Consider the following 5,523-nt stretch of genomic DNA (forward strand, 5'->3'; position numbering starts at 1 on the left):
TCGGAATTTGGTTTTCTGATCGGTCGCTCAAAATTGAAGCTTGACAGTCCGGCTCGGATGAGTAGAATGCTCATCCACTCGCTACAGGGCACAGCCCACAGCGAGACGCTCTTTAACAAGTCGATCAGGTAATTTGTGTGGGCGCTTGGCTCGGGGTGATGATCGCATCACCAAATATCGAGACAAGCGACTCGTCAGAGAAGTTTGTAACTCGAGCCAGAATTGTCACCTTAAGTGACTATTGATTTTAAACTGAAGAGTTTGATCATGGCTCAGATTGAACGCTGGCGGCAGGCTTAACACATGCAAGTCGAGCGGTAACGGGTCCAGCTTGCTGGATGCCGACGAGCGGCGGACGGGTGAGTAATGCATAGGAATCTGCCCGATAGTGGGGGATAACTTGGGGAAACCCAAGCTAATACCGCATACGTCCTACGGGAGAAAGCAGGGGATCTTCGGACCTTGCGCTATCGGATGAGCCTATGTCGGATTAGCTAGTTGGTAAGGTAACGGCTTACCAAGGCGACGATCCGTAGCTGGTCTGAGAGGATGATCAGCCACACTGGGACTGAGACACGGCCCAGACTCCTACGGGAGGCAGCAGTGGGGAATATTGGACAATGGGCGAAAGCCTGATCCAGCCATGCCGCGTGTGTGAAGAAGGCTTTCGGGTTGTAAAGCACTTTCAGCGGGGAAGAAAGCATACCGGCCAATACCCGGTATGGACGACATCACCCGCAGAAGAAGCACCGGCTAACTCCGTGCCAGCAGCCGCGGTAATACGGAGGGTGCAAGCGTTAATCGGAATTACTGGGCGTAAAGGGCGCGTAGGCGGTCTGTCACGCCGGGTGTGAAAGCCCCGGGCTCAACCTGGGAATTGCATCCGGAACGGGCAGACTTGAGTGCAGGAGAGGAAGGTAGAATTCCCGGTGTAGCGGTGAAATGCGTAGAGATCGGGAGGAATACCAGTGGCGAAGGCGGCCTTCTGGACTGACACTGACGCTGAGGCGCGAAAGCATGGGTAGCAAACAGGATTAGATACCCTGGTAGTCCATGCCGTAAACGATGTCGACTAGCCGTTGGGTCCCTTGAGGACTTGGTGGCGCAGTTAACGCAATAAGTCGACCGCCTGGGGAGTACGGCCGCAAGGCTAAAACTCAAATGAATTGACGGGGGCCCGCACAAGCGGTGGAGCATGTGGTTTAATTCGATGCAACGCGAAGAACCTTACCTACCCTTGACATCCAGAGAAGTCGCTAGAGATAGCTTCGTGCCTTCGGGAACTCTGAGACAGGTGCTGCATGGCTGTCGTCAGCTCGTGTTGTGAAATGTTGGGTTAAGTCCCGTAACGAGCGCAACCCCTATCCCTATTTGCCAGCGGTCCGGCCGGGAACTCTAGGGAGACTGCCGGTGACAAACCGGAGGAAGGTGGGGACGACGTCAAGTCATCATGGCCCTTACGGGTAGGGCTACACACGTGCTACAATGGCAGGTACAAAGGGTTGCGAAGCGGCGACGTGAAGCCAATCCCATAAAGCCTGCCTCAGTCCGGATTGGAGTCTGCAACTCGACTCCATGAAGTCGGAATCGCTAGTAATCGCGCATCAGAATGGCGCGGTGAATACGTTCCCGGGCCTTGTACACACCGCCCGTCACACCATGGGAGTGGACTGCACCAGAAGTGGTTAGCTTAACCTTCGGGAGAGCGATCACCACGGTGTGGTTCACGACTGGGGTGAAGTCGTAACAAGGTAGCCGTAGGGGAACCTGCGGCTGGATCACCTCCTTAAACGATACGACACACCCCGGCCAACGCGCCCACAACAAATTACCTGATCGGATAGAGCGAAGACTGTTTGGGTCTGTAGCTCAGTTGGTTAGAGCGCACCCCTGATAAGGGTGAGGTCGGCAGTTCAAGTCTGCCCAGACCCACCAAAATTTATCTCTCGCATTGTCGAACGCCATCTCGCATAGCTTACTATGCGTCGATCGCTTTCTCCTCGCGAGATATAAATTTGCTAAGGGTTATAAACACCCAGCGGCATTATCACGGGGCCATAGCTCAGCTGGGAGAGCGCCTGCCTTGCACGCAGGAGGTCAGCGGTTCGATCCCGCTTGGCTCCACCATCGCCGCCTAAACAGTCGGAAGTACCTTTTGAAGGGTATAGTGAAAAAATGACAGTTCGATGATTATTCGAATCGCCGTTTTCTCACTGTTTCCTGAACAGTACGCTCTTTAACAATGTGGATCATGCTGATGTTAAACCAACATCAGGAACGTCGCCGAGCAATCGGTAGATGTGACTGATGTGAGTTTTTATTGAGATACGTCTCAAGCGTATCCGGTGAAATCGTTAGATTAATCACTGATCAGACCCCTTGGGGTTATATGGTCAAGCGATTAAGCGCACACGGTGGATGCCTAGGCAGTCAGAGGCGATGAAAGACGTGATAGCCTGCGATAAGCGTCGGTGAGGTGGCAAATAACCTGCGACCCGGCGATCTCTGAATGGGGAAACCCACTTACCATAAGGTAAGTATCCTTGAGTGAATACATAGCTCATGGAGGCGAACCGGGGGAACTGAAACATCTAAGTACCCCGAGGAAAAGAAATCAACCGAGATTCCCCAAGTAGCGGCGAGCGAACGGGGACCAGCCCTTAAGCGATGGGGCCGATAAGTGAACAGGGTGGGAAACCTGACCATAGAGGGTGATAGTCCCGTAACTGAAATCCAACCATCGTGAAATCGAGTAGGTCGGGGCACGTGAAACCCTGACTGAACATGGGGGGACCATCCTCCAAGGCTAAATACTACTGACTGACCGATAGTGAACCAGTACCGTGAGGGAAAGGCGAAAAGAACCCCGGAGAGGGGAGTGAAATAGATCCTGAAACCGTGTGCGTACAAGCAGTGGGAGCCTACTTTGTTAGGTGACTGCGTACCTTTTGTATAATGGGTCAGCGACTTATTTTCAGTAGCGAGCTTAACCGTATAGGGGAGGCGTAGGGAAACCGAGTCTTAAATGGGCGAATAGTTGCTGGGAATAGACCCGAAACCGAGCGATCTATCCATGGGCAGGGTGAAGGTTGAGTAACATCAACTGGAGGCCCGAACTCAAGTATGTTGAAAAATGCTGAGATGACCTGTGGATCGGAGTGAAAGGCTAATCAAGCTCGGAGATAGCTGGTTCTCCTCGAAATCTATTTAGGTAGAGCCTCACGTATCACCGCCGGGGGTAGAGCACTGTTTCGGCTAGGGGCCCATCCCGGGTTACCAAACCGAGGCAAACTCCGAATACCGGTGAGTGCAGCGTGGGAGACACACAGCGGGTGCTAACGTCCGTTGTGAAAAGGGAAACAACCCAGACCGTCAGCTAAGGCCCCCAAATTCTGGTTAAGTGGGAAACGATGTGGGAAGGCTTAGACAGCTAGGAGGTTGGCTTAGAAGCAGCCATCCTTTAAAGAAAGCGTAATAGCTCACTAGTCGAGTCGGCCTGCGCGGAAGATGTAACGGGGCTAAACCAGGTGCCGAAGCTACGGGTTCATCCTATGGATGAGCGGTAGAGGAGCGTTGTGTACGTCTGTGAAGGTGTGTTGTGAAGCATGCTGGAGATATCACAAGTGCGAATGCTGACATGAGTAACGATAAGGGGAGTGAAAACCTCCCCCGCCGGAAGACCAAGGGTTCCTGTTCGACGTCAATCGGAGCAGGGTGAGTCGGCCCCTAAGGCGAGGCAGAAATGCGTAGTCGATGGGAAACGGGTCAATATTCCCGTACCAGACAGTATTGCGATGGGGGGACGGAGAAGGCTAGGTAAGCCAGGCGTTGGTTGTCCTGGTGAAAGCATGTAGGCCGAGCGTTCAGGCAAATCCGGACGCTTAAAGCCGAGATGCGAGACGAACATCCTCTTCGGAGGGTGGAAGTTATCGATGCCACGCTTCCAGGAAAAGCCTCTAAGCTTCAGATACTGTGTGTCCGTACCCCAAACCGACACAGGTGGTCAGGTAGAGAATACCAAGGCGCTTGAGAGAACTCGGGTGAAGGAACTAGGCAAAATGGCACCGTAACTTCGGGAGAAGGTGCGCCGGTCTTGGTGATGGGACTTGCTCCCTAAGCTGGGACCGGCCGAAGATACCAGGTGGCTGCAACTGTTTATTAAAAACACAGCACTCTGCTAACGCGTAAGCGGACGTATAGGGTGTGACGCCTGCCCGGTGCCGGAAGGTTAATTGATGGTGTTAGCGCAAGCGAAGCTCCTGATCGAAGCCCCGGTAAACGGCGGCCGTAACTATAACGGTCCTAAGGTAGCGAAATTCCTTGTCGGGTAAGTTCCGACCTGCACGAATGGCGTAATGATGGCCACACTGTCTCCACCCGAGACTCAGTGAAATTGAAATCGCTGTGAAGATGCAGTGTACCCGCGGCTAGACGGAAAGACCCCGTGAACCTTTACTACAGCTTCACACTGGATGCTGATGTTACTTGTGTAGGATAGCTGGGAGGCTTTGAACCCTGGACGCCAGTCCAGGGGGAGCCAACCTTGAAATACCAGCCTGGTATCATTGGCGTTCTAACCTCGCACCGTTATCCGGTGCAGGGACAGTGTGTGGTGGGTAGTTTGACTGGGGCGGTCTCCTCCCAAAGAGTAACGGAGGAGCACGAAGGTACCCTCAGCACGGTTGGAAATCGTGCAATGAGTGCAAGAGCATAAGGGTGCTTAACTGCGAGACAGACACGTCGAGCAGGTACGAAAGTAGGTTCTAGTGATCCGGTGGTTCTGTATGGAAGGGCCATCGCTCAACGGATAAAAGGTACTCCGGGGATAACAGGCTGATACCGCCCAAGAGTTCACATCGACGGCGGTGTTTGGCACCTCGATGTCGGCTCATCACATCCTGGGGCTGAAGTCGGTCCCAAGGGTATGGCTGTTCGCCATTTAAAGTGGTACGCGAGCTGGGTTTAGAACGTCGTGAGACAGTTCGGTCCCTATCTGCCGTGGGCGTCGGAAGTTTGAGAAGAGTTGCTCCTAGTACGAGAGGACCGGAGTGAACGAACCTCTGGTGTTCCGGTTGTGTCGCCAGACGCATTGCCGGGTAGCTATGTTCGGACGGGATAACCGCTGAAAGCATCTAAGCGGGAAGCCCCCTTCAAGATGAGACTTCCCTGGGGCCTCGAGCCCCCTGAAGGACCCTCGAAGACGACGAGGTGATAGGCGCGGTGTGTAAGTGCCGTTAAGGTATTGAGCTAACGCGTACTAATTGTCCGTGAGGCTTGACCATATAACACCCAAGTGGTCTGTGATTAATCGTCATCGGATACGATGAGACGCTCTCAAGACACAGCATGATCCCGAATTTGCAGGCGGTGACACGTCATCGCCCGCGCCAGTTACGCCTGACGACCATAGCAGGTGGGAACCACCCGATCCCATGCCGAACTCGGAAGTGAAACCACCCCGCGCCGATGGTAGTGTGGAGCTTCTCCATGCGAGAGTAGGTCATCGTCAGGCATCTATACCAA

The 5,523-nt window shown here is 53.7% G+C and carries 2 tRNA genes and 3 rRNA genes; all 5 read left to right on the forward strand.

Annotated features, from left to right (window positions below):
• Positions 1–249 precede the first annotated feature (249 nt).
• The 5 genes from NAT23_RS14645 to rrf all read left to right on the forward strand — a co-directional run bounded on the left by NAT23_RS14645 (position 250) and on the right by rrf (position 5,512).
• Positions 250–1,789: ribosomal RNA gene (locus tag NAT23_RS14645) — 16S ribosomal RNA — on the forward strand.
• Positions 1,790–1,858: 69 nt separating this feature from the next.
• Positions 1,859–1,935, forward strand: a tRNA-Ile gene (locus tag NAT23_RS14650).
• 116 nt (positions 1,936–2,051) lie between these two features.
• Positions 2,052–2,127 (forward strand) — tRNA-Ala (locus NAT23_RS14655).
• Positions 2,128–2,391: 264 nt separating this feature from the next.
• Positions 2,392–5,282 (forward strand): 23S ribosomal RNA (locus NAT23_RS14660).
• Between the two features lie 114 nt (positions 5,283–5,396).
• A 5S ribosomal RNA gene (rrf, locus tag NAT23_RS14665) occupies positions 5,397–5,512 on the forward strand.
• Together the 16S, 23S and 5S rRNA genes with 2 tRNA genes alongside form the textbook arrangement of a ribosomal RNA operon.
• Positions 5,513–5,523 lie beyond the last annotated feature (11 nt).

It is taken from the genome of Larsenimonas salina, assembly GCF_023736155.1.
GTDB classification, from domain to species: domain Bacteria; phylum Pseudomonadota; class Gammaproteobacteria; order Pseudomonadales; family Halomonadaceae; genus Larsenimonas; species Larsenimonas salina.